Genomic DNA, 25725 nt, shown 5'->3' on the forward strand with positions numbered 1-25725 from the left:
TGACCTGCGGATCCTGCGTCGGCCAGGCACGAGTTCAGCGGTGCTCGGGGTTCTCGAAGTCGAAGCGGCAGCCGGCGTCCCATTCGGAGCGCTGGTTGCCGTGGGCCGGGATGCCGCCGGCGTCCTTGAGCATGCGGGCCAGGTGGAGCTGGTTCCAGGTCATGAAGGTGGTGTTGCGGTTGGTGAAGTCGTTCTCGGGGCCGCCGGAGCCGGGGTCCAGGTAGGACGGGCCGGGGCCGGCCTCCCCCACCCAGCCGGCGTCGGCCTGGGGCGGGATCGTGTAGCCGAGGTGCTGGAGGCTGTAGAGGACGTTCATCGCGCAGTGCTTGGCGCCGTCCTCGTTGCCGGTGATCAGGCAGCCGCCGACCCGGCCGTAGTAGGCGTACTGGCCTTCGGAGTTGAGGATCGAGGAGCAGGCGTAGAGCCGCTCGATGACCTTCTTCATGACGGAGGAGTTGTCGCCGAGCCAGACCGGCCCCGCCAGGGTGAGGATGTCGGCGGCCATCACCTGGGAGTAGATGACGGGCCACTCGTCGGTCTCCCAGCCGTGTTCCGTCATGTCCGGCCAGACGCCCGTCGCGATGTCGATGTCCACCGCCCGTAGGACGTCGACCGTAACGCCCTGGCGTTCCAGGATGCCGGTGCTGACGTCGATCAGGCCCTGGGTGTGGCTGCGCTCCGGGGAGCGCTTCAGGGTGCAGTTGATCACCAGGGCGCGCAGGTCGGCGTAGGACGTCGTCGGGTCCGGCACGGATTCCTCCTCCAGGAGCGGCAGGAGACCGGTCGGGCCGCGGACTCCCGGTACAGCTCACCAGTCCGGCTTCGTGGGCGCTCGCGGAACTGGGCCGGTCGCCTGACCGCACACCACCTGATCGAGCGTTCGGGGCCGGCGGCCCGGTCCCGATTCCGGCCCGTCCCCCTACTGGCCCGTACGCACGCCCTCGACGAGGATGGCCGTCGAGCGCAGGAGGACGGCAGCACCGGCGGAGGCGCCGGCCGGGCTTGGGGAGAGGGCGACGACGTGCCGTTACGCATCCACTTCACCATGGAGGACCTCGCGCGGACCCGCGTCGCCGACGGACCGGCGCCCTGCATCGAGCTGAGCACCGCGGCGCGGCAGCTGCAGGAGCGCACCCAGCCGGTACGGCTCGGGGCCTGGCGCCACCGCACCCTGTCCGCCCTGCAGCCCGCCTCGCGCATGGTCCTCGCCCTCATGCCCTCGCGCGGGCGGATCACCGACTTCCTGAGCGGCGCGAACGCCGCGACGCCCGCCGAGCTGATCGAACAGGTCCGTGCCACGCCCCGCAGCCGCGTACGGGCCAGCCTGGAGAACACAGCCCGGCACCAGCCCCTGCCCTCGTGGGCCCGCCGGCTGCCCGACGACCCGCTGCTGCTGCGGCAGTTGTGCGACAGCCTGGAGCACGTGGCCGGCCATGCCCTCGTCCCGCACTGGCGGGAGGTCGAGGCCTTGACGGCGGCCGACGCGGCGGTGCGGTCCCGCCAGCTGCTCGGCGGCGGCGTCGAGGCGCTGCTCGCGCGCCTCAACCCGCGGCGGGTCCGCTGGCAGGCGCCCGTGCTGGAGATCGCGACGGTCTCCGGTCTGGACGCCGACGTGCACCTGGCCGGGCAGGGGATGCTGCTCCAGCCGTCGGTGTTCGCCGTCGAGGCCCCGATCGTCAACCTCGACGCGGTGCCCCAGCCCGTCCTCACCTATCCGGTGGCCCGGCTCCAGGAGGGCGCGGCCACGCCGCTGTTCCCGGCCATCCCGTCCGGCGGCCGTCGGGAGACGCCGCCGGCGGTCGGCGCCGTCGGAGCCCTGCTGGGCCACACCCGGGCGGCGGTGCTCGGCGCCATCGCCGGTCACCCGGGCTGCTCGACCCGGCAGCTCGCCGCGCTCGTCGGCATCTCCATGGCCAGCGCCAGCGAGCACGCCACGACGCTGCGCAACGCGGGCCTGATCGCCACCCGCCGGGACCGCCAGACGGCCGCCCACGTCGCCACCCCGACGGGCATCGCGGTGCTCGACGCGCCCTCCGGACGGCCCTGAGCGGCCCACTACCACCCCACCGATCAGTCGGCGCCGGACCGACGCCCAGCGTCCTCCCAGAGGTCCAGCCCGGCTCGCAGGAGTCCACGTACGGCCGCGGTCTCCTCGTCCGTCAGGGCTTCCTCGTCGGCGGCCGGTTCGAGGGTGTCGCCGCCGAAGACCTTCTCGTAGGCGCTGTCGTGGACCGGCCCCTGGGAGGGAAGGGGCGGGCCGACCGTCACGCTGTGGGCGAGGTCTTCGAAGAAGTTCCACGCCTCCAGCAGCAGTCCTGCCGACACCGGGCCGGGGTCGGGGCCGGGCTCGGGGTGCTCGACCCATCGCCGTACGGCGGCCAGGTCGAGCGTGCCCTCGCCCTCCCAGACGAGCTGCCGACCGTTGCGATCACAGTGGTCCCGCAGCGTTTCAATGTCCCGGAAGACGAGGAGTCCTCCGAGGTCGTCGACGAGGAGCTCATCGGGTGCGTCGCCCTCGCCGGGCCGCCAGATCACCGTCAGGTCCCCGCTCCTGGTCGCGATGCGGTACGGATAGTGGTCGGCCATGCGGGGTCTCCCGTGGTGTCGCGGCGCCACCCGCCGCGCGGGTCGTCCTGCCCGCAGTGATCGTCACACACGAGGGCTGCCGGGAGGGGGCGAGGGCCGGGGGCGACTCAGGCCCGGTCGGCCCGGCGGATGACGAGCATGTCCTGGGTGTGGCCGATGCCGTAGCCGCCGCCGGGGAGGGCGAAGTGCTCCTGGACGTAGGCGGCCAGGGCCGCGCGGGAGGGGCGGGGGTCGAGGGTGGCCAGGTCGGCGACGTTGACCATGAACTCGGCGACGTCCACCGCCTCGGCGAGGTCGGGCGCGCGGTAGTGGAGGTCGAGGGTTTCGAGGGCGTAGTCGTGCTCCGGGTGCCGCTCGTGCAGGCGGTCGGCGAGCGGGGCGAGGTCGTAGCGGACGCCGGTGAAGTGCGCGGCCATCCGCATGCACGGGCTCTCCGGGTTCTGGAGCACGACCAGGAGGGTGCCGCCGGGTGCCGTCCAGTCCAGGGCGCGGCTGACGGTGCCGAACCAGTCCGCCTCGGGCACGTAGTAGAGCACGTGGGAGAGGTGGACGAGGTCGGCCTGCTCGGGCGGGTGGACCCGGTCGAGCGGTTCCGGGAGGACGAGGGCGTCGGGGCAGGCCACCCCGAGCTTCTCGCGCATCGCGGCGCTGGGTTCCACCGCGATCGTGCGGTCGAAGGAGCGGCTCAGGTGGGCGGTGGTGCGGCCGTCGCCCGCGCCGAGGTCGAGCAGGACCCGGCGGTGCGGCAGGGTGGCCACGATCTCGCTCAGCCGGGCGTGGGTGATCGGCTTCTCGTCCGTCCCGGCCAGGAACAGTTCGAACGCCCGGCGGTAGTCGGCGCTCGTCACGTCCAGGACTCGGACCGGGTCCGCGTCCCTCGTCGTCGTCTCCACCTGTCGGCCTCCCCTGTTGACGGTGTGCCAGGTGGCGCCCATTGCACCCCGTGGCGGCTGCGCGGGGGTGCAGGGACGTTCCTGCCCGCGTGTCGGCCACGCCGCTCCGCGACCGCCAGGCCCCGTTTAATCGGTGGCCCGGCGTCCGTGGCGGCTCCTACAGTGTCCGCCTGATCAAGAACGCCCAGGGAGCCGGACATGCGTGTGCACTACCCCCGGACGCCGCATCTGCCCTGGTCACCGGGCACCGCGGCGGACGACGTACGGACCGGGGACCTGTCCGCGCTGGCCGGCGCCGAGGTCGTCGTCACCGAGAAGCTCGACGGCGAGAACACCACGCTCTACCGCGACGGCCTGCACGCCCGCTCGCTGGACTCCGCCCACCACCCCTCCCGCGCCTGGGTGAAGGGCCTCCAGAGCCGGATCGCCCCGCGCGTCCCGGACGGCTGGCGGATCTGCGGCGAGAACCTGTTCGCCCGGCACTCGATCCCGTACACCGACCTGGAGAGCTGGTTCTACGGCTTCTCGGTCTGGACGGGCGGCACCGACGGCGGGGACCTCGACGGCGACCACTGCCTGGACTGGGACGACACCGTCCGCTTCCTGCGCCGCCTCGGCGTGCCCGTCCCCCGGGTGCTGTGGCGCGGCCGCTACGACGAACGGGCCCTGCGCGCCCTGCGGTTGGACCTCGACCGGCAGGAGGGGTACGTGGTGCGGACGGTCCGGGGCTTCTCCCGGGCCGAGTTCGGCGAGCGGGTCGCCAAGTGGGTCCGTCCGCGGCACGTGCGTACCGACACCCACTGGATGCACGCCGCGGTGGTGGAGAACGGGCTCGCCCTGGGCTCCGCGCTCTGGGCCGTACGCTCCGGTGCGCTGCCCGAGCCCGCCGCCCTCGCGGCGGCCTTGGGCATACCCGAACTCTCCTGCTCTCCCGATGAGTTGGCCGAGGTGTCGGCCCGGCTGGACGAGCTGGGCCGGGGCGGGGACGCCCGGCTGGCCGGCGTGCTCGCCACCGCGCTGCGCACCGCCCACCGCCAGTCGCTGGCACCGCTGCTGGCCGGGCCGCTCGGGCTGCCGCTGGCCCGACGGGTCGCCGACCTGGTCGGGCTGCACCCCGCCCTCCAGCACCCGTACCCGGACGAGGAGCGCCGCGCCGGGCTGGTCCGGCTCTCGGCGGCCGCCGACCTCGGAGTGCTGCACGCCGTCGCGGCGACCGCCGCCCCCGGACGGGCGGAGCGCGAGCAGGTCGCCTGGTCGGCGCTGTACGCCGAGGACGCCGGGCTGCTCGCCGAAGCTCCGCTCGCCCGGCTGCGGGCCGAGCTGCGGACGGCGCTGGCCGGTCTGGACCGCGACGCCGCCGACCGCTGCTGGGCCCAGGCCCGCGAGGCGTACGCCCTCGGCCGGATCGCCACCGCCGACGAGGCCGTCGCGGCCACCTGGCGCTGGCGCGACGGCCGGTTCCCCCGACTGGTCCACCTGTGCGGCCCCTCCGGCAGCGGAAAGAGCAGCTTCGCCGCCGGGCTCGGCGGCGTGACCGCCCGGATCAGCCTGGACGACCTGCGCGCCGCCCGGGGCTCGCGCGCCGACCAGCGCGACAACGCCGACGTGCTGCGCGAGGGCCTGGCCCGGCTGGACGCCGCCCTGGCCGCCGCACCGGCCCCCGGCCCTGGAGAATCCACCGGTGACCCTGCGGGATCCACCGGCGCCACCGCCCTCTGGGACGCCACCTCGCTCAACCGCCAGCAGCGCTCCCACGTCCACGCCGTCGCCCAGCGCCGCGACGCCCTGGTCACCCAGGTGGTGCTGGTGGTCGGCGAGGAGGAGCTGCTGCGCCGCAACGCCGTCCGCCCGCACCCGGTGCCCGACCAGGTGCTCACCGCGCAGCTGCACCGCTTCGGCCCGCCCTACCCCGGCCAGGCGCACCGCACCTGGTACGTCGGCCCCGGTGGCACCGTGGAGGACACCGCGGGCACGCTCGACGAGCAGGAGGACTGATGCGCCCCATCGAACAGATCTGCCAGCGCATCCGCTGGGACGCCCGCTTCGACCCGGCGCGGTTCTCCCTGGGCGTGCGCCACCGCGACGACCGCACCGAGCGCGTCCCGCTGGAGGCCTTCACCGCCTCCGGCGAGATCCCCTGGCACCGGGTGCACTGGGTCGAGGCGGACGGCGTACGGGTCTGGGACCGCGCCTCGGGCGTGGACCTGCTCGACCGCACCGAGGCCGGGCGCCGCACCGACCCGCCGCTCCTGCCCGCGCCCTTCTTCACCGCGACCACCCCGTACGCCTGGCACCCGGACGGCGGCTGGCGGCCGGCCCGGACCGGCGAGACCACCGAGACCACCGAGACCGCCGAGACCGCCGCCACGGCCACCGGCCTGCGCGTGGTCACCTGGAACACCCTGTGGGACCGCTACGACGCCGACCGGATCGCCACCGCCCGGCGCCGCCCGCTGCTGCTCGCCGCGCTGGCGGCCGCCGACGCCGACGTCATCGCCCTCCAGGAGGTCGAGCCGGAGCTGATCGCCCTGCTGCTGACGGCGCCCTGGGTCCGCGCCGGGTACGCCCTCGGCGCCGACCCGCTCGGGCCGGAGGTCGACGACCACGGCCTGCTGCTGCTCAGCCGGCTGCCGGTGCTGGCGGCCGGGCGGCACACGCTGGGCCCGCACAAGGCCGTCACGGCCCTCTCGGTACGGGCCCCCGGCGCTCCGCTGACCGTCGCCGCCGTCCACCTCAGCAGCGACCACTCCCCGGACGGCGCCGACCGCCGCCGCTCCGAACTCGCCCGGCTCGCCGAGGGATTGGCGGGCGTGGAGGGCGAGCTGCTGCTGCTCGGGGACTTCAACGACGGCCGCTCCGGCCCGGCCGGCCCGGCCGCCGCGCTCGGCCTGCGGGACGCCTGGGCCGAGGTGCACGGGCCGGGCGACGACACCCCCACCTTCGACCCGACGGCCAACCCGCTCGCCGCGGTCTCCTCGCTGACCGGCCGACCGGGCCGACTGGACCGCGTCCTGCACCGCGCCGACGGCACCCGCGCCACCGCGGCCGTCCTGCTCGGCGACCGCCCGGACGAGGACGGGCTCCTGCCCTCCGACCACTACGGCGTGGCCGTCGACCTCCTCCTCGAAAGCGGCGACGGCGACGGCGCCATGGTCCTCGACGCCGCGCCCACCGCCCGCACCGCCGTCGCCTGGCTGCCGCCCGAGGAGCTGTGGCCGCCGATCCAGCACCTGCGCGAGGCATACGACCCGCAGGTGCGCCGCTGGCCCCCGCACGTCAACCTGCTGTTCGGCTTCGTCCCGGAGGCCGAGTTCGACCGCGCCCTGCCGCTGCTGGGCGCGGCCGCCGCCGAGGTCGCGCCGTTCACCGCCCGGCTGGAGGGCGTGCACACCTTCGGGCACCGCGAGGACGCCACCGTCTGGCTGGACCCGGCCGCCGCCTCCGCCGCACCCTGGTCGGCGCTGCGGCACGCGCTGGAACGGCGCTTTCCGCGCTGCCGCGGCCGGGCGGAGGGCTTCACCCCGCACCTGAGCCTCGGGCGCAGCGCCGACCCGCAGCGGGTGGCCGCCGACTGCGCGGCCCGGCTGACCGGGGCCTCGGCCCGGGTCGGCGAGCTGGTGGTGCTCTCCCGCCGGGGCGCCGAGCCGATGCGGCCGCGCGCCGTGGTCTCGCTGGGGACCGGCGAGGTTCGGCCGGTGCCCGAGCAGCCGCTCGCCTCACCGGCCCCGGAGCCGCCCGAACACGCCTTGGCAGCAATGGAGTTGGCCAGCCGGATCGCGGCGGCCCTGCCCGAGGGCGTGGTGCACACCGTCGGCTCCCGACGGCTCGGCTGCCAGTTGGACGGAGGCGACCTGGACCTGGTGGTGGCGCTGCCCGCCGCCGCCGATCTGCCCGCCGTCCGCGCCCGGGTGGCGGCCGCGCTGCCGGAGGCCCGGCGGCTGCGCGAGGTGCGCGGTGCCCGGGTGCCGGGGCTCCGGCTGACCGCCGACGGCCTGTCGGTCGACCTCGTGGTGGTCTTCACCGGCGCTCTCGATCCGACCCAAGCCGTAGACCGTCGTACGGAGTTGGGCGAGGCGGAGGCCGTCGCGCTGAGCGCCGTCACGGACGCCGAGGCGGTCCTGGCGGCGCTCGGCGACCGCCACGCCCGCTTCGTCCGGCTGGCCCGCCAGGTCAAGGCCTGGGCGCGGGCGCGCGGCCTGGACTCCGCGCCCTTCGGCCAACTGCCCTCGCTCGCCTGGTCGGTGCTGGCCGCCCGGACGGTCCTGGAGGCGCCCGACGGCCCCGAGGACGACCTCTTCCAGCGCTTCACCGAGACCTGGGCGGGCTGGGACTGGCGCCGGCCCGTCGCCCTCACGGGTGGTCCGACGCCACCCTCCTCCGGCCCGCTCACCGTCCTCACCCCCTCCGCCCCGGTCCGCAGCTGCACCACCCAGGTCAGCGCCGACACCCGCGACCTGCTCACCGAGGAGCTCTACCGCGCCTGGGAACTCACCACCGAGGCCGCCGAACCCCCGTGGCCCGCCCTGCTCGCCGCTCCCCCGCTGCACCGCCGGCACGCCGCCTGGGCCGTGGTCAGCGCCGACGAGGAGTCGCTCGGCCTCGCCCGGGGCCGCGTCCGCGCCCTGCTGGCCGCCCTGGAGGACGCCGGAGCCACCCGGCTGCACGCCTGGCCCCACCCGTACCGGACCGCCGACGGCCGCTTCCACCTCCCGATCGGCCTCGGCCCCGACCCGCTCTCCGCCACCCGGCTCGCCCCGCTCGCCAAGGCCTGGTCCCGGAACCTGCCCGGCGTCCGGGTCGAGCACGTCGACGGCGGCGGCGCTCCCACCCCGACCCGCTGAACCACCCCTCCCGCCTGGACCATCCCTCCCGCCTGGACCACCCCCACCTGCTGGACCGACCCGACCACCCCGATGGGCCGAACCACCCCTGCCCATCGGGCTCTTCTGGACAATCGCCCCCGAAATTTGCCACGGTGAGGACCAGCGGCCCAGCCATCGATCATGCGGCCGAAGCCCCATGGGAGTTCCCCGTGCCCTCCGCCGACTTCCCCGCCTTCTACCTCGGGCAGAGCACCTTCTCCGACCCCGGCGCCCACCTCCCCCGCTACGCCGACCTCCCCAAGGATCCGCGCCGCCTCGCCCGGATCGCCCGCGACCTGATCATCCACCGCCTCGAAGGCTGGCTGTTCCACCACCCCATTCCGGCGAACCGGCTCCACCACGACGCCGAGACCCGCTACCTCGACGACATCCTGCACCTGATCACCGACCGCGACCCGGCCCCGCTCAACCACCCGCGCGCGCCCGCCGACCGCTTCGTCGGCGTCTGCCGGGACCTGGCGCTGCTGCTCTGCTCCTTCCTCCGCCACGTCGGCGTTCCGGCCCGGTTGCGCTGCGGCTTCGCCGGCTACCTCGGCCCGGACGGCTTCCACTGCGACCACGTGGCCACCGAGTACTGGGACGACCGGCGCGGCTGGCTGCTCGCCGACCCGCAGCTGGCCGACCCGAAGGTCGCCGCCGCCTGGCGGGTGGACTTCGACCCGATGGACGTCCCGCGCGACCGCTTCCTGGTCGCCGGCCGGGCCTGGCGCACGATCCGCGCCGACCGGTCCACCGCCGGCTCCTTCGGCGTCCACCCGCCCGAGGAGGGCCCGCTCAACGGCGAGTGGTTCGTCGCCCACTCCACCCGGCTCGACCTCGCGGCCCTGAACAAGGTCGAGACCCTCCTCTGGGACACCTGGGGCACCGGCTCCACCAACACCCCCCACGCCCCGTACGACGAGGTCGCCCACCTGACCGTCGGCCCGGTCGACCTCCCCGCCGTCCGCCGGCTCTTCTCCGAGCACGACGCGCTGCGCACCCCGAAGACCGTCCTGTCCCTGGCCCCCTTCAACGGCCCCCGCGAGGTCACCCTGCGCTGACGCCCCCGGCCCCCTCGCCCCCTCCTGGCGGAGCAGCCCGCCCCTACGCCCCGGCCTGCTGGTAGAGCGTCACCAGGAGGCCGTACACCGGCTCGCCCTCCGCGTCCTCCTCCGTCTCGTCGACCAGTCCGGCCAGCGCCTCGACGAGCCGCGCCGCCTTGGCCGGGCTGAGCCGGAGGTGGCGCAGTGCCAGGAGGTGGTCGACGGGCGAGCGGTCCAACTCCTGGGCGACGGCGCCGAACAGCGCGGCCGTGCCCTCGACCTGCGGCTCGGCGACGAAGAAGCGATCGGCGGTCCGCCGGTAGTACTTCTCGGTGCCGCCGCGCACCCGTCGCGTTCCCGCGTCCTGGACCAGCCCCGCCTCGCCCAGCACCCTGAGGTGGTGCGAGACGCTGCCCTTGTTCGCCCCGAGCTGCGCGGCGAGCCGGCTGATCGTCGACGGACGGCTGCTCAGGGCGAAGAGCAGGCGTTGGCGCAGGGGGTGGGCGAGCGCGGCGTGCTGCAGCGGCGCGCTGATCTGCTGGACGGTCTCGTCCGATCGGTGACTCATCTGATCAAGCGTTAAGTACGGTTGACGCTTTGGCAAGTCGCTGGTCTACTGCCTCTCCATGACCTCCTCCACAACGCCGTCCGCCCTGGACACCGTCACCCTCGTCGAGTCGATAGCCGACCTGGTCCGTGAGAACTACGTCTTCCCCGACGTCGCCGGGCAGCTGGCGGACCTGCTGAGGCGCCGGAGCGCCGAGGGCGCCTACCGGACCGAATCCGCCGAGGAGCTGTCCGAAGCGGTCACCGCGGACCTGCGGTCCGTCAACGGCGACCTGCACCTGGGCCTCAAGTACCACGCCGTGGCGGTGCCGCCGGAGCCGGGTGCGGCGGTACTCGCCATGGTTCGAAGGGAGTTCGACACCTTCCTGAACGGCGTTCCCCGCGTGGAACTCCTCGACCACGGCGTCGCGGTCCTGGAGATCGGCCCCAAGCTGTTCCCGCTGGACTGGGCGGCACCGCCGCTGACCGCGGCACTCTCCCTGGTGGCCCCCGCCCGCGCCCTCATCCTGGACCTGCGCCGCAACACCGGCGGCGACCCGAACACGGTCGCCTTCGTCTGCGCCTACCTGCTCGACGGCCGCACCCACCTGAACACCATGTTCTCGCGGAAGGACGAGGTGGGCGCGCAGTCCTGGACGCCTCCGTTCGTCCCCGGCGCCCGCTTCGGCGGCACCAAGCCGATCTACGTGCTGACGAGCGCGGACACCTTCTCCGGGGGCGAGGAGCTCGCCTACGACCTGCAGCAGCTCGGCCGCGCCGAGGTCGTCGGGGAGGTCACCCGCGGCGGCGCCCACCCGCGCGAGGGCTTTACGGTGCACCCGCACCTGGAGCTCAGCGTGCCCTTCGCCCGCGCGGTCAACCCGGTCTCGGGCACCAACTGGGAGGGCGTCGGCGTCCAGCCCGACGTCCCCTGCGACGCCGACACGGCACTCGACCGCGCCCTGGCCCTGGCCGCGGCGCGCCTGGCGTAGGGCCTGTCCTCGGACTCGCCTCTGCGGGACGCCAACGGGTGATGTCGCTGTCACTTGGCATGATGCCCGGCATGGTGAGAACACAGCGCATCAAGGGCTTCTCCGCGACCGGCCGGCCGATCTCCACGCCGACCACCAAGTTCGGCGGCCAGCCCGTGTGGCTGGCCGGCCCGCAGTGGCCGATCAGCGCGGCATGGGACCGGCCGATGCGGTTCGTCGGTCAGATCGAGCTGGGCCCGGTGATCGGAGCGGCCGGCGACGGAAAGGTCGCCTACGTGTTCCTCACCCACGCCGATCACGAGGAGCACTTCTTCGACCCCGACATCATCGACCCCGACATCATCGACCCCGACGGCGGCGAGAACGCGGTGATCGTGCAGCCGGGCGGGGACTACGCCGGCCCGGTGCGCCCGCTGGTGACCGGCCCCGGGCTGTACGGAGTCGACGGGTCGGAGGTGGAGTTCACCGTCGACCTCCGCCCCGCCGACGAGCCCGATTCCATGACGGACGGGGAACTCGACTCCCTGCCCTCCGCCGACCGGGACCGCTGCATCGAGCTGATGGACGGCGACAAGATCGGCGGAACACCGCTGTTCTTCCAGGGCGACGAGTGGCCGGAGGGCGGCCCTTGGCGGCTGTTGCTGCAGCTGGACTCGAACTGGGTGCCGTTCCACCTCAACCTCGGCTCGTCGCCGAGGTTGTTCGCCTTCGTGTCCGAGGACGGCGCCCAGGGCAGGCTGCTCGTCCAGGACTCCTGACCCGATCGGGGCTCGCCCGTCGGAACCGGCTTCGAAAATGGCAGGCGGGTACAGGACCGTTGACGCCCATCACTGACCGCCGCAGGCGTCCTGACGATCCGACATGAAGATCTGAAATTTTTATTGCGCAATTTTTCCTTCAGATCTATCGTCGACGCATGCCCGAGAAGCCCCGGCCCGACCGGATCACCGACCTGTCCCGCCTGAAGGCGTTCACCAACCCGCTGCGGATGCAGCTCTACCGCCTGCTCTTCGCGGCCGGGAGCGCGACCGCCTCGCAGCTCGCCGAGCAGGTCGACCAGGCTCCTTCGCTGGTCAGCTACCACCTGCGCAAGCTCGCCGAGCAGGGCTTCGTCACCGCGGCGAGCGGCCGGAGCACCGACGGGCGGGAGCGGTGGTGGCAGGTCGCCTCCGAGGAGGGCTGGGGCTTCCGCGAGTCCGACCTCGCCGGCACGCCCGAGGGCGCGGCCGCCGTCAGCACCGTGACCAGGGGCCTGGTCGACTCCCGGGTCGCCCAGTACCGCGCCTACCTCGACCAGGCCGCCGCCTGGGGCGGGGAGTGGACCGACGCGGCCTTCAGCTCCGAGTGGCTGCTCGACCTCAAGCCCACCGAACTCGCCGAGCTGAGCGAGGAGTTGCAGGCCCTCGCCCGACGCTGGCGGGAGCGCGGCAACGCCGCCAAGGCCGCCGGGGACACCGCGGGCCGCGAGCACGTGTCCGTCCACCTGTACGGGTTCCCCTTCCGCCCCTGACGCCGGACACGGCCCGGCCCGGCCTCCGAGCACCGGCGCCGCCGTGTCCCCGACCTCCGGAGTCCCCCATGGTCCTCACGGAACCGCCCCTCTCCCGCCGGGCCGCCGCGCCGCCCGCCCACCGCGACGGCAACGTGCTGCGCTGGCTCACCGCCTACACCGCCTCGCTGATCGGCGACAGCGTGTACTTCGCCGCCCTCGGCTGGTCCGCCCAGCGGTCCGCCGGCCCCGCCGAGGTCGGCCTGGTCATGGCCGCCGGCGCCGCCCCGCGCGCCCTGCTCATGCTCGGCGGCGGCGTCCTGGCCGACCGGCTCGACCCCCGCCGGGTGGTGCTGGGCAGCGACGCCGTGCGCTGTCTGCTCATCCTCTCGGTGGCCGCCGCCATCGCGCTGACCACGCCCGCGCTCTGGCTGCTGGTCGCGGTGGCGCTCGTCTTCGGCGCCGTGGACGCCCTGTTCGTCCCCGCCGTCGGCGCCCTCCCGCCCCGGATCACCAGCCCCGACCAGCTGGCCCGGGTCACCGGCCTGCGCTCGCTCGCGGTGCGCCTCGGCCAGATCGCCGGACCGCCGCTCGGCGGCCTGGCCATGGGCCTGGGCGGCCCGGCCGCCGCCTTCGCCGTCGCCGGGCTGCTCTTCGCGCTCTCCCTGCCGCTCCTGCTCTCCGTCCGGATCAGTCCGCTCGAAGCCCCTCCGGGTGACGCCCCGTCCGGGGCCGGCACCCCGCCCCGGCCCGGCACCGCGCGCGCCGAACTCCTCGACGGGCTGCGCTACATCCGCCGCCACCCGCTGATCGGACCGCTGGTCGCCGTCGGGGCCGTCTGCGAACTCGGCCTCACCGGCACCCTCAACGTCGGCCTGGTCCTCCTCAACGCCGAACGCGGCTGGGGTCCGTCCGGCTACGGCTGGATCGTCGGCTGCTTCGGCGCCGGGGCCGCCGCGAGTGCCGCGCTGCTCGCCGTCGTCGGGCGGATTCCCCGGGCCGGTCTGACCATGGCCGTCACCCTGCTGGCGGGCAGCACCGGCGCGGCGGCCATGGCGCTGGTGCCGCAGCTGTGGACCGCCGCCGTCCTGGCCGCCCTGACCGGCCTGGGCGCGGGCATCTTCGGCAGCCTGGACGGCACCCTGATCCAGACCACCGCCGACCCCGCCTACCTGGGCCGGGTCACCTCCGTCGTGATGCTCACCATGGTCGGCCTCGCCCCGCTCAGCTACCCGGTGGTCGGCGCCGCCATCGGCCTCTGGGGCACCGCCCCGGTCTTCGTCGGCTGCGGCGCCCTCTCCTGCCTCGGCGCCGCCCTCGCTCTCGCCTCCCCCGCCGTCCGCCGCGCGGAACTCCCCCGCGCGGCCTCCCGCTGAGCCCACGGCACCAGGCGCGGACGCGGGCCCGTCACCAGGTGACCGGGAGCGCCTCGACGCCGTAGACCGTCGATCCCTCGCGGAAGCGGAGCCCGGCCTCGGGAACGGCGAGGCGCAGGGTCGGGAAGCGCCGCAGCAGGGCCGGCAGGGCCACCTTCAGCTCCAGCCGGGCCAGCTGCTGGCCGAGGCACTGGTGGGCACCGAAGCCGAAGGCCAGCTGGGCGACCGGGCGGCGGCGCAGGTCGAGGTCGTCCGGTCGTTCGGGGACGAGCTCGGGGTCGCGGTTCGCGGTCAGCGGGGAGAGCAGGACGTGCTCGCCCTCGGCGATCCGGTGGCCGTTGACCTCGACGTCGGCCACGGCGGTGCGCAGGAGCGGTGCGGGGATGGCGAGATGGCGCAGCAGTTCCTCCACCGCCGTGCCGGTGACCGCGGGGTCGTCGCGCAGGGCGGCGAGCTGGTCGGGGTGGCGGAGCAGCGCCAGCACGCTCAGGGCGAGCTGGGTCGCGGTGGTCTCGTGGCCCCCGACCAGGAGGGTGGTGCCGAAGCCGACGAGCTCCGCGTCGGTGAGCTCCGCGCCGTGCTGCCGCACCACCGCGCCCAGCACGCCGTCCCCGGGGGCGGCCCGGTTGCGGGCGATGATGTCCGCCATGGCGGCGTTCAACTCGTCGGAGGCAGCGACCAGTTGGCCCGCGTCGGCGGTCCCGTTCATGATCACCTGGGAGCAGCGCTGGAACATCGCCCTGGTCCCGTACGGGACGTCGAGCAGTTCGCAGATCGCCGCCGAGGGGATCGGCAGGGCGAAGGCCTCGACCAGGTCGACGACCGGCCCCTGCTCCGCCATGGCGTCGAGGTGCTCGGCGACGATCGCCTCGATCGCGGGCCGCAGCCGCTCGACCTGACGGACGGTGAAGCTGCCGGTGAGCATCCGGCGCAGCCGGGCGTGCTCCGGGCCGCTGTACGCGGGCAGGAAGCCCGGGTGGTTGAACAGGGTGCGCGGAAGTGCCGGGTCGATGCCGTTGCCCGTCACCAGGCGCTCCTCCGCGAAGGCGGCCCGGACGTCGCCGTACCGGGTGATGACGACGGCGTCGATCTCGCCGCGCACCGGATGGGTCACGCGCAGCCGCGGCAGGCCGCCCTCCTCGCGCATCCGGCGGAGGTCCGGCGACGGGTCGAACGGGCAGGTCCGGTCCCGTTCGGAGGCGACGAAGGACGCCGAGCGGTGATCGGGCATGGTGCGGGCTCCTCGGCGGGATCGGTCCGGGGGCGCGGTCGCGCGACAGGGAAGGGGAAGGGGAGGCGTCGGACTAGCCGTGGTACCGGGTGGAGGCGTGGTGCCAGTCGTGGGCGCCGCGGATGGTGGTCTGCAGCGCCTCGGTGCAGTAGCGCCGCAGCAGGTCGCGTTCGGCCGGGGTGAGGTGGTCCGCCGCCGTGCCGGCGAGCAGGGCCCGGTGGGCGCCGGTGAACAGTTCCAGGGCTTCGGCGCGGCGGCGCAGGGCCCGGTCGAGCGCCTCCGCCCGGGAGAGCCCGTGCTCCCGTTCCAGGCAGAGCACCAGGTTGTTCCGCTCCCCCTGGGCCGCGTCCTTCTCCAGGGAGACGATGTCGTTGTCGCAGATGATGAAGGTCTTCGTCATCTCGCGCATGACGGACAGGTGCGGCAGCGCGTACAGGTGGTCGGGCAGGACGCAGGAGGACAGCCGCTCGGCGAGGTCGACGACCGGTGCCACCCCGATGGTGTGGCGCCGGACCCGCAGGTAGGTGCTCAACGGCATGGGCGCACCGGACTGCCGGCTGCGCGCCTCGTGGACGTGGTGGTCGAGGTACGAGGACCAGTGGGCCGCCGAGCGCCGGATCCAGTCCTCGGGCATGCCGTAGCAGCTGCGCCTCCGCATGTCGGCGAAGGCGGCGGCCAGCGGCAGCGGGGACGCCTGCCCGGTGACGCCCTCCCGGACGAGTCCGACGAGGTGGCGGACCCGCTCGGGCGTGCCGCCCCACTGTTCGTCGAGCGCGTCGTCGAACAGGAAGTACCAGCTCTGCTGGTCGACGCCGATGTCCAGTTCGGCCCCGGTCGCGTTCGGGTAGAACATGGCCGCGATCAGCGGGAACTGGCCCTTGAGGTGGTGGTCCCGCTCCGCGTCCGTGGCCAGGAAGCCGAAGGACCGCGGCCAGTCGAGGTGGCGGTCGTGGGCGGCCCGGAAGTCCGGGCTGGTCCGGCTCGGGAAGGGGATCGGGTCGGGGGCCGGGGCCTGCGGGCCCGGGGAGAGGGTCTCCGCCGTGGCTGTCATGGTGAGGTGCACCTCCGGGAACGGGAACAGGAACGGGGCCAGGTCAGGGTCGGGGCAGTGCGGAACGAAGCCGTACGGAACGGAGCCGCGCGGAGCCGGGCCGTACGGATCGGAGCCGTACGGAACGGGGCTGGTTCAGTCGCCCGGCCAGGGAGAGACGCGCATGGGCAGCGCGTTGGGCCGGATCAGCGCGTGGGCCACCGGCCGGACCCGGTGGCCCGCCACCGGTCGCGGCCGCCACCGGGAGACGACCGCGCGCAGGACGACCAGCATCTCGGTCATCGCGAAGTGGTCCCCGATGCACCTCCGATTGCCCAGGGCGAACGGGACGTAGGCGCCCGGCGGCAGGTCCTTCTCGGGGCGGTCGAGCCACCGGTCCGGGTGGAACCGCAGCGGGTCCGGGTAGTGGGCTGGGTCCCGGTGCATCGTCAGCGCGCTGTAGATCAGCTCGGCCCCCCGCGGGAGGTCGACCCCGCAGACCCGCACGGGCTCCAGGGCGCGCCGCATCAGCAGCCAGCTGGGCTGGTGCAGCCGGAGCACCTCGCGGAGGAACCGCTCGGTGAACGGGAGCGTCGCCGCGCCGGGCGGGGCGCCGGCGGACAGGGCGTCGCACTCCGCCTTGATCCGCTCGGTGAGTTCGGGGCGACGTCCGATCTCGTGGAGCGCCCAGGCCAGGGTGGTGGCCGTGGTCTCGGCGCCGGCCATGAGCAGGGACAGCAGCTCGTCGCGGGCCTCCACGTCGGTCATCCCCCGCGGGTTGCCCGGGGTGCCGACGAACATGATCGACAGCAGGTCGCCGCGGTCGGCCGGGTCCTGACGGGCCTGCCGGACGGCGGTGTCCGCGAGTTCGCGCAGCGCCGTGGCCGCGGCCAGGTACCGGCGGTGCCCCAGTGCGGCTGAGGACGCGAGGGGAGCGGGCAGCAGGGTGCCGACGAGGACCCCGCGCATCACCGTGTTCAGGTGCTCAGCGACGCGCTCCCCCAGTTCGGCGACGGCCCGGGCGCCGTCCGGGCGTTCGGCGCTGAACAGGGTGGCCACGAGCATGGCCGTGACCATCCGCCGCAGCACCACGTCCATGGCGATCACCTCGCCGGGGCGCCAGGAGGACACCTGTTCCTCGGCGATGCCGGTCATCGTGGCGACGCCGCCGGCGATGGTGTCCCGGCGGAACGCGGGCTGGAGCGCGCGCCGTTGACGGAGGTGGACGTCGTGCTCGGAGGTGATGATGCCGTTGCCGATGAAAGGCCGTGCGACGTCGAACAGCAGGCCTTTGCCGAACTTCCGGCTCTGCGTCAGGAGAACCTCGTGGACGGCCTCGGGCGAGTTCAGGACGAACACCGGTCGATTGCCCAGGAATATCCTGACGATGCCGCCCTGCGCCCGGATCGACTGGAGGAACTCCACGCGTTTGACGGCGAGTTGCGGCAGGTGACCGAGCAGTGGAACCCGCCCCCGTGCCACGGGCGCCGCCGTGGAAGCGCTGATGGAACGCACGGCCCCGCACCTCCCTGAAGTCTCGGACCGGAAATCAGCCCGGTATTGGAACGTTCATTCGCTCGCGGTGCACGGTGATCATCGTCCGACGGATCGGGAGAGGTCAAGGGACCGGCTGGAATTGCACCACCGGGGTGATTTTGAGCCGCACGGCGTGAATTCCCCCACCGCCCGCGCATTCCGGCCCCGGGGAACACCACCCTGTTCCCCGAGGCCGCGTTCCAGGCCACCAGGACCGGATTGGACCGGGACGCCGTCCGCCCCGGCGGCTAGCCTCGGCCGCACCGCACAGTCGATCAACGGAGAGCCCCCATGCACCCCGAACTCGCCGACGACCTCGGCCGGTTGCCCGAGATCCTGGAGGAGACCCGGCAGCACGCGCTCGCCTTCCTGGCGGGCCTCGACGAACGGCCCGTGGTCGAGCGGGCCGGGCCGCCCGCCGTCGCCCCGCTCACCGAGGAGGGCGGCGGGACGCGCGCCGCTCTCACGGAGTTCGCGGAGCGCTGGGAGCCCCGGCTTTCGGCGAGCGCCGGGCCGCGCTACTTCGGGTTCGTGACCGGCGGGGCGACGCCGGCGGCGCTCGCGGGCGACTGGCTGACCTCGGCCGTGGACCAGAACTCCAACTCCTCGCTGGACCCGGCCGGTCAGCAGCTGGAGCGGGAGACGGTCGGCTGGCTGGGCGAGCTGTTCGGGCTCTCGGCGGCGCACCGCGGCACCTTCGTGAGCGGCGCGACGATGTCGAACACGGTGGGGCTGGCGATCGCCCGCGAGTGGCTGGGCGAGCGGCTCGGTGTGGACGTCGCCGAGGACGGGGTCGGCGCGCTGGGGCCGGTCCGGGTGCTGTCGGGCAGTGCGCACTCCAGCGTCGCCAAGGCGCTGTCGGTGCTGGGCCTGGGCCGTACGGCGCTGCGGACGGTGCCCGTCCTGCCGGGCCGGGAGGCGGTGGACGTGGCCGCGCTGGAGCGGGCGCTGGCGGAGGCCCCGGGGCCGTGCGTGGTGGTGGCCAACGCCGGGACGGTCAACACCGTCGACTTCGACGACCTGCGCGCGATCGCGGCGCTGCGCGAACGGTACGGGTTCTGGCTGCACGTGGACGCCGCGTTCGGCGCCTTCGCCGCGCTGTCCCCGGAGCACGCGGAGCTGGTCGCGGGGCTGGACCTCGCCGACTCGGTCTGCGTCGACCTGCACAAGTGGCTCAACTTGCCGTACGACAGCGCCGTGCAGTTCACCCGCCGCCCGGACCTCCAGGCCCGGGTCTTCCAGAACGCCGCCGCCTACCTCGGCCCGCTGAGCGAGCACCCGGACCTCGTCCACCTCACGCCCGAGAACTCCCACCGGCTGCGCGCCCTCGCCGCCTGGTTCACCCTGCGGGCGTACGGCCGTGCCGGGCACCGGGAGATCGTGGAGCGCTGCGTCGCCGGCGCCCGGGCGCTCGGCGCGGAGGTGGCGCGGACCGACGGGCTGGAGCTGCTCGCCCCGGTCCGGCTGAACGTCGTCTGCTTCTCGCTGACGGCGGACCCGACCCCGGAGCGGCTGGCCGCGCTCGCCGCCGAGCTGGCCGACGAGGCCTTTCTGACGCCCACCCGCTACGCGGGACGGCCCGCCCTGCGCGCGGCGTTCAGCAACTGGCGCACCACCGGAGCGGACGTCCGGCGGACGGCGGAGGCGCTGGGCCGGGCCGTCCGGAAGCTGACGGCCTGAGCGGACGCACCGGTCGAAGCCGGCACCGGCCAGTGTCAGTTCCGGCCGGTACCGGCTCCGGGCCGGCCTCAGCTCCGCTTGTGGTCCCCCGTCCCGCCGTCGATCAGCTCGCGCAGGATGTCCATGTGCCCGGCGTGCCGCGCCGTCTCCGTGGTCATGTGGATCAGCACCCAGCGCAACGAGACGGAGTTGCCGAACCAGGAGGTGCCGAGGTCGTCCAGCGCGAGCTCCCCGATCGTCTCGTCGGCGTCGGCCCGGGCCCGGGCGTAGAACGCCAGGACGTCCGCCGTCGACTCGCCGGGCTCCACCCGCATGTCGGAGTCGTCATCGGCCTCGATGTCGAACGGCAGCTGGCCCATCTCCCGGCCGAACGTCCCCCGGAACCAGCCGAGTTCGGCACCGCCGAGGTGCTTCACCATCCCCAGCAGGTTGGTCCCGGAGGGCGTCATCGGACGGCGCAGCTGCTCGTCGTCCAGCCCCTCCAGCTTCCACAGCACGGCCTCGCGGTGCCGGTCCAGCGCCGCCCGGAGGCTTTCCTTCTCCCCACCCGTGAAGGGCACACGATTGCTCATGCGCGGGACCGTACCAGCCGCCACCGACACAACCGCGAGGGTGGCGGGACAGCCCTACGGCCACTGCCCCCAGCCGTCCGGGATCACGGGTGCGCCCCGTCCCCGTACACGCCGCCCGCCTCGTCGGTGAGCTCCGCGATGAGCTCCGCGTGCGCGAGGTTCATGTACCGCAGCGGGCGCCAGCGGGAGCGGTGGTCGGGGTGGTCGCCGAACATCTCCGCCGTCACGCACAGCCGCCTCCACCACAGCATGGCGTCCTGGCGCATCCGCTGCGTCCAGCCGGGCTCGTCCTTGCGGCCCTCCAGGACCACCTCCTCCCAGGCCACCAGGACGTCCGAGAGGAAGATGCAGTCGCTGGCGGTGACCTCCGCCAGTCGCGCGGCGGCCAACCGGGCGCTGGTGCCCTCGGGTTGGGCCTCGACCAGCTCACTCATGCGGGCGGCCAGGAAGGCCCGTAGCGGGGTGACGTCGTCGGTGTGGAGGTCGTCGGCGAACTCCAGCAGTTCCACCTGCTTGCGTACGCGTGCCATCGTGCGGCGTTTCCCCTCGGCTCGGACGGTGCACGCACACTGACGCACCGTCACCGTTCTCGCCACCGACCTTATCGGCTCGCACCGGACACCACGGCCGATTTCCGAACATCCCGTACCGACTCGCCGGCCCGTGCCACCATGCGCGGCCTCCTCGCCCAACACGCGTGGCGGACCTTGCCCTCACACCGGTGTGAAGGCCGATGATGCTCCCATGACCGCCACTCCTTTCGACCCGTACGAGCTGCTCGCGCAGAGCCGTCTCGGCATCCTCGCCACCATCAAGGCGGACGGCCGGCCGCAGCTCTCCCCCGTCATGCCGTTCTACGACCGGGAGGCGAACGCCATCCTGGTCTCCACCCGGGACGGGCTGGCCAAGACCGCCAACCTGCGCCGGGACCCGCGCGTCAGCCTGGAGGTGACCGGGCCGGACGGCCGCTCCTGGACCACCGCCGAGGGCGTGGCCACCCTGACCGGGCCGGGTACCGACCCCGAGGGGCCGGAGGTGGAGGCCCTGGTGGATTACTACCGCCGCGCCGCCGGCGAGCACCCGGACTGGACGGAGTACCGCGAGACCATGGTCGCCGACCGCCGGGTGCTCCTCACCATCCCGGTCGACCACGTGTACGGCACCCGCATCTGACCGGCCCCGCCCGGCCACCGTCACGGGGGAACGGTGGCCGGGCCGCAAACCCCTTCCGGAGCCGGGCCGTTCAGCGCAGCGGGCCGACGCCGCCGGTCAGCGCAGCGTCGCCGTGACCACGGTGGCGTCCAGGTCCTCCCGCCGGCTCTCCACGGCCGCCAGCCCGGCCGCCCCGGTCACCGCGAGGGCCGCCGCCACCTGCCGCTCGCTCGTCTCGAACAGCAGCGACCCGCCGGGCGCCAGCCACCGCGGCGCCTCGGCGGCCACCCGCCGCAGCACGTCCAGCCCGTCCGCCCCGCCGTCCAGCGCCGGCCGTGCCTCGTGCAGCCGCGCCTCGGGCGGCAGCAGGCCGAGGTCACCGGTCGGGACGTACGGGACGTTGGCGATCAGCACGTCCACCCGGCCGCGCAGTTCCACGGGGACGGCGGCGAACAGGTCGCCCTCGAAGACCCGCGCCGCGACGCCGGCCAGGTTGCGGCGGGCGCAGCGGACCGCGCCCGGGTCGATGTCCGCCGCGTACAGCTCGACCGGGTGCGCGGCCGCGGCCACCACGGCGGCGCCCAGCGCGCCGCTGCCGCAGCACAGGTCGAGCACCACCGCGCCCGGGGCGGTCAGCGCGGTGGCGGCGGCGGCCAGGAACTCGCTGCGGCGGCGCGGGACGAAGACGCCCGGGTCGACGGTGATCCGCAGACCGGCGAACTCGGCCCAGCCGACGACGTGTTCGAGCGGCCGTCCGTCGGCGCGGAGGCGGACCATGGCGGCCAGGTCGGCGGGCGAGGCGGCGGCGGAGAGCAGGATCCGCGCCTCGTCCTCGGCGAACACGCACCCGGCGGCGCGAAGCCGGGAGACCACCGAGGAACGGAGGGAGGCGGAGGAGAAGACCGACAAGAGAAACCCCTTGGGGGAAGACGGGAGAGCTGACGACTCCGTCAGGGCTCCCGCGGGGGCCGACACCGCGTCGGCGCGCCGTTCGCGCTATGCGCGCGAGGCGCCCACGCGGCCGCGCTCCGGGAGCACCCGCTCGGACATTCCGTAAATGGGGCTCACCTCCCTGAGTCGCGGTCATACTCGGCGTCGGCCACCCTACCGCACCGTCAGTCGGGAACGGTCGAACAATGTCCACCGGCCCCGCCGAACCCGCCTTGGCGCGCGCCGTGCCTCACGCTCGTTCATCCGAGCTATTCGATAGCTCCACTGACAGTACACAGCTTGTAGCTGATCGTGACGGCCACCCATAGTGACGCTATGACGAGACAATCCCGCGGAGCGTCACGGCTTCGCGCCCGAACGGCCCGCTTCATCAGCGCCGCGGCCACGCTGGGTTTGCTCGGCGCAGGCCTCGCCGCCCCGCTCGCCCCACTCGCCCAGGCCGTCACGCCCGCGCACCACCCCGCCGCGCCGCTGCCGGAGCGGGTCCGGGCCACCGGCACCCCCCTGCTCCAGGAGGCCTTCACCGGTGCCACCGCCGACTCGCGCTTCATCGCCGTCGGCTCCGCCTGCCTCACCGGCGCGGCCCCCGCCCAGCCCGGGCCGGGCGACCACCCGCTCGGCGGCTGCCCCGCCGCCGAGACCGGCCCGGTGCCGCCGCTGGACTCCGCGCCGCTCGGCTACCTGCGGATCACCGACGCCGGCAACGACCAGAGCGGCGCGGTGCTCTTCGACCAGGCCCTGCCCGCCGGCAACGGCCTGGACGTGACCTTCGACCAGTGGCAGTACGGCAGCACCACGCCGAACACCCCGGCCGACGGCATCTCGTTCTTCCTGGTGAACGGGGACGTCTCGCTCACCCACCCCGGCGCGTTCGGCGGCAGCCTCGGCTACGCCCAGAAGCTGCCCGACGACAACCCGAACCTCGGCTTCCTGCCCGGCGTCGACCGCGGCTACCTCGGCGTCGGGCTCGACGTGCTCGGCAACTACTTCGGCGACTGGGAGCAGCGCGGCAACGGCTGCTCCCAGCGGTCCCCCGCCGGTACGTCCTTCCGCGTGCCCGCGCCCGGCGCCAACATGGTCACCGTCCGCGGCCCCGGCGACGGCACCACCGGCTACTGCTTCCTCACCGCGACGACCGGCAACTTCACCACCAACGGCCCGTGGCCCTCCACCCTGCCCGGCAAGCTCCAGGGCCCGCTCACCACGCTGCCGGCCGGGGTGACCCCAGCTGAGGCCCAGACCTTGCTGGAGCCCTCGCGCCGCCGGGTGAACGTGCACCTGACGCCGGCGCCCTCCCCGGTGCTGACGGTCTCCGTCGACTTCAACGACGGCACCGGCTCGCACCAGGTGCTCCACACCCCGGTACCGGAACCGGTGCCCTCGACCTACAAGTTCGGCTTCGCCGGCTCCACCGGCCTGTTCACCGACGTCCACCTGATCCGCAACGTGGTGATCTACACCGACCAGCCGCTGCCCGAGCTGAACCTGGTCAAGCAGCCGCACGAGCCGCTGCCCGGGCTGCTGACGGTGGGCACCCCGATCCCGTACGACTTCGTGGTCACCAACTCGGGGAACGTGCCGATCGCCAACCTGGCCGTCAACGACCCGAAGGTCGGGCCGGTCACCTGCCCGGTGAGCACCCTGGCGCCCGGTGAGACGGTGACGTGTACGGCGACGTACCTGGTCACCGCCGCGGACGCCGCCCAGGGCCACGTGACCAACACCGCCCAGGCCACCGGAACCACCGACGTCGGCCCGGTCACCTCGCCGCCCGACACGGTCACCCTGCCGGTGGTGGCGCCGCCGGGCATCACGCTGACCAAGCACGTCGACGCGCCCGAGCCCTTCCACGTCGGCGACACCGTGCCGTACAGCTACGTGGTCACCAACACCGGCGGCAGCCCGGTGACCGCGCTCTCGGTGACGGACGACAAGGCCACCGGGATCACCTGCGACTCCACCGTCCTGGCACCGGCCGGCAGCCCCGGGGACAGCACGGTCTGCCACGGCAGCTACGTCGTGACGGCGGCCGACGCCCAGGACGGGAAGGTGCTCAACCACGCCACGGCCAACGGGACCTCGGACGGCCGGCCGGTCACCGCGGAGGCCCAGGCCACCGTCACGGTGATCGGCCCGTCCTCGATCTCCCTGACGAAGCAGGCCGGCACCCCCGGTCCGGTCCACGCCGGGGACACCGTCACCTACACCTACACGGTGACCAACACCGGCACGACCACGCTGACCGACGTGAGCGTGGCCGACGACCACGTCCAGAACGTGGCCTGCGACCACACCACCCTGCTCGCGGGGCAGGCCGCCACCTGCCACGGCACCTACACGGTGACCGCCGCCGACGAGCAGCTCGGCCACGTCACCAACACGGCCCAGGCGGACAGCACCGGGCCGCTGGGCGAGCTGGTGCAGAGCCCGATCGCCCAGGTGACGCTGCCGGTGGCGGGCGTCCCGAAGCTCGACCTGACGAAGCGGGCCGACAGCGCCGGGCCGTTCCACGTCGGCGACACCGTCGCGTACACCTACACGGTGACCAACTCCGGGATGACGGTGATCGACGACCTGACCGTGGCCGACGACCACATCTCGTCCGTGAGCTGCGACCGGACGACCCTGGAGCCCGGCCGGACGGCCACCTGCCACGGGACGTACACCGTGACGGCGGCCGACGCCCAGGCCGGGCACGTCACCAACACCGCCCACGCCGACGGCACCGACCCCCAGGGCCAGCCCGTGCAGAGCCCGCCCGTCGAGGCCACCGTCGACGTCGTCACCCCGGTGTCCGCGCTCACCATCGCCAAGCAGGCCGACAGCGCGGGCCCGTTCCAGGTCGGTGACACGGTGCACTACACCTACACGGTGACCAACTCCGGGATGACGGTGATCAACAGCATCACCGTCAGCGACGACCACGTGTCGTCCGTGACCTGCGACCAGACGACCCTCACCTCCGGCCAGAGCACCACCTGCCACGGCACCTACACCGTCACGGCGGCCGACGCCCAGGCCGGACACGTCACCAACACCGCCCACGCCGACGGCACCGACCCCCAGGGCCGGCCCGTACAGAGCGCGCCGGTCCAGGCCACGGTGACGGTCGGTACCGCCACCTCCTCGCTGGCCGTCACCAAGCGGTCCGACGCCGCCGGGACGGTGTACCCGGGCGACACCGTCACCTACACGTACACCGTCACCAGCACCGGGAGCACCACGCTGACCGGCCTCACCGTCGGCGACGACCGCGTCCGGCAGGTGACCTGCGAGCAGACCACCCTCGACCCGGGGCAGAGCACCACCTGCCACGGCACGTACACGGTGACGGAGGCGGACGCGCAGGCGGGCAGCGTCACCAACACCGCCCAGGCCTCCGCCCGCGACCCGCAGGGGCAGACCGTGCAGAGCCCGCCGGTCGAGCTCTGCATCTCCGTCGCGCCCTGCCCGCCGAAGGGGCACGACCACAAGGGCGGCGGGGGCAAGGGCTGCCCGAGCCGTCCGGGCCACCATCCGATTCCGCCGCAGAAGGGCGGCCCCGGCGGCGAGCTGCCCTCAGCCGGGGCGCCGGTCGCCGTCGTCGGCCTGGCCGGGGGCGGGCTGGTGACCCTCGGTGGGGCGCTGTTCTACCGGGCCCGGCGGCGCGCGGCCGCCGGTCGGTTCGTGGCGTAGCAGCCCCGATCACCGCCTGATCCCCGCCGTCCACCGGTCGACGGACCGCCCTCGGTGCCTGCGGGCACCGAGGGCGGTTCCGTGTCCGGACCGGGGCTGCCACCCTGGTCG

Annotated in this window: 21 protein-coding genes; 11 read left to right on the top strand and 10 right to left on the bottom strand. The window is 74.2% G+C overall.

The genetic code is table 11. The annotated features are described in order from the left end of the window. Nucleotides 1-34 precede the first annotated feature (34 nt). Nucleotides 35-751 (bottom strand): flavodoxin family protein, encoded by a 717-nt coding sequence (locus ACWDD9_RS22110; RefSeq protein WP_375872932.1) that lies wholly within the window; start codon nt 749-751, stop codon nt 35-37. Nucleotides 752-1021: 270 nt separating this feature from the next. On the opposite strand from ACWDD9_RS22110, the gene ACWDD9_RS22115 reads away from it, so the two are divergent. Continuing rightward, nucleotides 1022-2047 (top strand): ArsR/SmtB family transcription factor, encoded by a 1026-nt coding sequence (locus ACWDD9_RS22115; RefSeq protein WP_375872931.1) that lies wholly within the window; start codon nt 1022-1024, stop codon nt 2045-2047. Nucleotides 2048-2070: 23 nt separating this feature from the next. On the opposite strand, the gene ACWDD9_RS22120 is transcribed toward ACWDD9_RS22115, so the two are convergent. Then, a complete protein-coding gene (locus tag ACWDD9_RS22120) occupies nt 2071-2586 on the bottom strand; it encodes a hypothetical protein (RefSeq protein WP_375872930.1) in 516 nt (171 codons plus the stop codon). A 107-nt stretch (nt 2587-2693) separates the two neighbouring features. Further along, a complete protein-coding gene (locus tag ACWDD9_RS22125; protein ID WP_375872929.1) occupies nt 2694-3479 on the bottom strand; it encodes a class I SAM-dependent methyltransferase in 786 nt (261 codons plus the stop codon). A gap of 198 nt (nt 3480-3677) precedes the next feature. Here ACWDD9_RS22125 and ACWDD9_RS22130 point away from each other — a divergent pair, with 198 nt between their 5' ends. The 3 genes from ACWDD9_RS22130 to ACWDD9_RS22140 all read left to right on the top strand — a co-directional run bounded on the left by ACWDD9_RS22130 (nt 3678) and on the right by ACWDD9_RS22140 (nt 9402). Next, nucleotides 3678-5474 carry an RNA ligase family protein gene (locus tag ACWDD9_RS22130; protein WP_449812436.1) on the top strand — a complete coding sequence of 599 codons (1797 nt, stop codon included), beginning with the start codon at nt 3678-3680 and terminating at the stop codon, nt 5472-5474. Beyond that, entirely contained in the window at nt 5474-8320 is a 2847-nt protein-coding gene (locus ACWDD9_RS22135) for a poly(A) polymerase (RefSeq protein ID WP_449812437.1), read from the top strand. Before ACWDD9_RS22130 ends, ACWDD9_RS22135 begins: the two co-directional genes overlap by 1 nt. Before the next feature lie 191 nt (nt 8321-8511). Then, the gene (locus ACWDD9_RS22140; protein ID WP_074002884.1) at nt 8512-9402 is read left to right on the top strand and encodes a transglutaminase-like domain-containing protein; all 891 of its coding nucleotides are present in this window, start codon (nt 8512-8514) and stop codon (nt 9400-9402) included. A gap of 43 nt (nt 9403-9445) precedes the next feature. Here the strand turns inward: ACWDD9_RS22140 and ACWDD9_RS22145 are convergent, their stop codons facing one another. Further along, on the bottom strand, nt 9446-9952 hold the full coding sequence (locus ACWDD9_RS22145) for an ArsR/SmtB family transcription factor (protein WP_449812438.1): 507 nt from the start codon (nt 9950-9952) through the stop codon (nt 9446-9448). Nucleotides 9953-10010: 58 nt separating this feature from the next. Here ACWDD9_RS22145 and ACWDD9_RS22150 point away from each other — a divergent pair, with 58 nt between their 5' ends. The 4 genes from ACWDD9_RS22150 to ACWDD9_RS22165 all read left to right on the top strand — a co-directional run bounded on the left by ACWDD9_RS22150 (nt 10011) and on the right by ACWDD9_RS22165 (nt 13787). Next, nucleotides 10011-10922: a S41 family peptidase gene (locus ACWDD9_RS22150; RefSeq protein ID WP_449812439.1), complete on the top strand. Its 912-nt coding sequence runs from the start codon at nt 10011-10013 to the stop codon at nt 10920-10922. A 71-nt stretch (nt 10923-10993) separates the two neighbouring features. Continuing rightward, nucleotides 10994-11680: a hypothetical protein gene (locus tag ACWDD9_RS22155; protein WP_449812440.1), complete on the top strand. Its 687-nt coding sequence runs from the start codon at nt 10994-10996 to the stop codon at nt 11678-11680. A gap of 158 nt (nt 11681-11838) precedes the next feature. Then, nucleotides 11839-12432 (top strand): ArsR/SmtB family transcription factor, encoded by a 594-nt coding sequence (locus ACWDD9_RS22160; RefSeq protein ID WP_449812441.1) that lies wholly within the window; start codon nt 11839-11841, stop codon nt 12430-12432. A 68-nt stretch (nt 12433-12500) separates the two neighbouring features. Beyond that, a complete protein-coding gene (locus tag ACWDD9_RS22165; protein WP_449812442.1) occupies nt 12501-13787 on the top strand; it encodes an MFS transporter in 1287 nt (428 codons plus the stop codon). 31 nt (nt 13788-13818) lie between these two features. On the opposite strand, the gene ACWDD9_RS22170 is transcribed toward ACWDD9_RS22165, so the two are convergent. The 3 genes from ACWDD9_RS22170 to ACWDD9_RS22180 form a co-directional block, all read right to left on the bottom strand. Further along, nucleotides 13819-15018: a cytochrome P450 gene (locus ACWDD9_RS22170; RefSeq protein ID WP_449812443.1), complete on the bottom strand. Its 1200-nt coding sequence runs from the start codon at nt 15016-15018 to the stop codon at nt 13819-13821. 73 nt (nt 15019-15091) lie between these two features. Next, entirely contained in the window at nt 15092-16069 is a 978-nt protein-coding gene (locus ACWDD9_RS22175; protein ID WP_449812444.1) for a terpene synthase family protein, read from the bottom strand. Nucleotides 16070-16204: 135 nt separating this feature from the next. Next, nucleotides 16205-17563, bottom strand: coding sequence for a cytochrome P450 (locus tag ACWDD9_RS22180; protein WP_449812445.1), 1359 nt, complete (start codon nt 17561-17563; stop codon nt 16205-16207). A gap of 312 nt (nt 17564-17875) precedes the next feature. On the opposite strand from ACWDD9_RS22180, the gene ACWDD9_RS22185 reads away from it, so the two are divergent. Continuing rightward, nucleotides 17876-19264: a pyridoxal phosphate-dependent decarboxylase family protein gene (locus tag ACWDD9_RS22185; protein WP_449812446.1), complete on the top strand. Its 1389-nt coding sequence runs from the start codon at nt 17876-17878 to the stop codon at nt 19262-19264. Nucleotides 19265-19332: 68 nt separating this feature from the next. Here the strand turns inward: ACWDD9_RS22185 and ACWDD9_RS22190 are convergent, their stop codons facing one another. After that, nucleotides 19333-19836 carry a DinB family protein gene (locus ACWDD9_RS22190; protein WP_380741200.1) on the bottom strand — a complete coding sequence of 168 codons (504 nt, stop codon included), beginning with the start codon at nt 19834-19836 and terminating at the stop codon, nt 19333-19335. Nucleotides 19837-19919: 83 nt separating this feature from the next. After that, on the bottom strand, nt 19920-20366 hold the full coding sequence (locus ACWDD9_RS22195; protein WP_049652968.1) for a hypothetical protein: 447 nt from the start codon (nt 20364-20366) through the stop codon (nt 19920-19922). A 214-nt stretch (nt 20367-20580) separates the two neighbouring features. Here ACWDD9_RS22195 and ACWDD9_RS22200 point away from each other — a divergent pair, with 214 nt between their 5' ends. Beyond that, nucleotides 20581-21009: a PPOX class F420-dependent oxidoreductase gene (locus ACWDD9_RS22200; RefSeq protein WP_049652970.1), complete on the top strand. Its 429-nt coding sequence runs from the start codon at nt 20581-20583 to the stop codon at nt 21007-21009. A gap of 96 nt (nt 21010-21105) precedes the next feature. Here the strand turns inward: ACWDD9_RS22200 and ACWDD9_RS22205 are convergent, their stop codons facing one another. Beyond that, nucleotides 21106-21897, bottom strand: a complete 792-nt coding sequence (locus ACWDD9_RS22205; protein ID WP_449812447.1) for a putative protein N(5)-glutamine methyltransferase — start codon at nt 21895-21897, stop codon at nt 21106-21108. Between the two features lie 357 nt (nt 21898-22254). Between ACWDD9_RS22205 and ACWDD9_RS22210 the strand changes: the two genes are divergently transcribed. Continuing rightward, on the top strand, nt 22255-25614 hold the full coding sequence (locus ACWDD9_RS22210; protein WP_449812448.1) for a DUF7507 domain-containing protein: 3360 nt from the start codon (nt 22255-22257) through the stop codon (nt 25612-25614). Nucleotides 25615-25725: the final 111 nt, after the last annotated feature.

The sequence above is a fragment of the Kitasatospora sp. NPDC001119 genome (assembly GCF_053598475.1).

Coding starts and splice junctions, on each gene's coding strand:
- ACWDD9_RS22200 (WP_049652970.1), top strand. CDS start 20,581: ATGACCGCCACTCCTTTCGACCCGTACGAGCTGCTCGCGCAGAGCCGT.
- ACWDD9_RS22120 (WP_375872930.1), bottom strand. CDS start 2,586: ATGGCCGACCACTATCCGTACCGCATCGCGACCAGGAGCGGGGACCTG.
- ACWDD9_RS22160 (WP_449812441.1), top strand. CDS start 11,839: ATGCCCGAGAAGCCCCGGCCCGACCGGATCACCGACCTGTCCCGCCTG.
- ACWDD9_RS22145 (WP_449812438.1), bottom strand. CDS start 9,952: ATGAGTCACCGATCGGACGAGACCGTCCAGCAGATCAGCGCGCCGCTG.
- ACWDD9_RS22175 (WP_449812444.1), bottom strand. CDS start 16,069: ATGACAGCCACGGCGGAGACCCTCTCCCCGGGCCCGCAGGCCCCGGCC.
- ACWDD9_RS22195 (WP_049652968.1), bottom strand. CDS start 20,366: ATGGCACGCGTACGCAAGCAGGTGGAACTGCTGGAGTTCGCCGACGAC.
- ACWDD9_RS22135 (WP_449812437.1), top strand. CDS start 5,474: ATGCGCCCCATCGAACAGATCTGCCAGCGCATCCGCTGGGACGCCCGC.
- ACWDD9_RS22210 (WP_449812448.1), top strand. CDS start 22,255: ATGACGAGACAATCCCGCGGAGCGTCACGGCTTCGCGCCCGAACGGCC.
- ACWDD9_RS22190 (WP_380741200.1), bottom strand. CDS start 19,836: ATGAGCAATCGTGTGCCCTTCACGGGTGGGGAGAAGGAAAGCCTCCGG.
- ACWDD9_RS22130 (WP_449812436.1), top strand. CDS start 3,678: ATGCGTGTGCACTACCCCCGGACGCCGCATCTGCCCTGGTCACCGGGC.
- ACWDD9_RS22170 (WP_449812443.1), bottom strand. CDS start 15,018: ATGCCCGATCACCGCTCGGCGTCCTTCGTCGCCTCCGAACGGGACCGG.
- ACWDD9_RS22150 (WP_449812439.1), top strand. CDS start 10,011: ATGACCTCCTCCACAACGCCGTCCGCCCTGGACACCGTCACCCTCGTC.
- ACWDD9_RS22185 (WP_449812446.1), top strand. CDS start 17,876: ATGCACCCCGAACTCGCCGACGACCTCGGCCGGTTGCCCGAGATCCTG.
- ACWDD9_RS22155 (WP_449812440.1), top strand. CDS start 10,994: ATGGTGAGAACACAGCGCATCAAGGGCTTCTCCGCGACCGGCCGGCCG.
- ACWDD9_RS22165 (WP_449812442.1), top strand. CDS start 12,501: ATGGTCCTCACGGAACCGCCCCTCTCCCGCCGGGCCGCCGCGCCGCCC.